The organism is Psychromarinibacter sediminicola, assembly GCF_029168335.1.
Classification (GTDB): Bacteria; Pseudomonadota; Alphaproteobacteria; order Rhodobacterales; family Rhodobacteraceae; genus Psychromarinibacter; species Psychromarinibacter sediminicola.
This window is the reverse complement of the sequence record NZ_JARGYC010000231.1, coordinates 1-533: the sequence shown is the minus strand read 5'-3', so window position 1 is coordinate 533 and position 533 is coordinate 1. Positions and strand designations below refer to the sequence as shown.

At 66.4% G+C, this 533-nt stretch carries 1 protein-coding gene; it reads left to right on the top strand.

Features of this window, described 5'->3' with window-relative positions; genetic code table 11:
* Positions 1–42 precede the first annotated feature (42 nt).
* Positions 43–533: ATP-binding cassette domain-containing protein (locus P1J78_RS25670; RefSeq protein ID WP_275570102.1), on the top strand; the 491-nt coding region annotated here is incomplete at its 3' end.

The window sequence follows — 533 nt, the reverse complement described above, 5'->3', positions numbered from 1 at the left end:
GGACGATCCGTTTCTACGCCGGAGCAACAAGGAGAGCATCGCGTGAGCGAAGCCGAGCCCCTGCTGAATCTGCAAGGCATCACCAAGAACTTCGGCGCAATCGAGGCGCTGCGCGGCATAGACCTGTCGGTGCGGCGCGGCGAAGTGGTCGCGCTGCTGGGCGACAACGGCGCCGGCAAGTCGACGCTGGTCAAGATCATCGCCGGCGGGCTGCCCCCCACTGCCGGGCGGATCGCCTTCGACGGGCAGGAGCGCCACTTTGCTTCGCCCGCCGAGGCGAAGGCGGCCGGGATCGAGACGGTCTACCAGGACCTGTCGCTCTGCACCAACGCGGACGTCGTGGCGAACTTCTTCATGGGACGCGAGATCACCCGGAAGGTGCTGGGCATCCCGGTCCTGCAGGAACGCGAGATGGAGCGGATCGTCTCCGAGGCCCTTGCCGACGCGGGCACAAGCATTCCCTCGCTGCGCACGAATGTCGAGCATCTGTCCGGCGGACAGCGCCAGGCGATCGAACTCAACCGCTTCGTTCA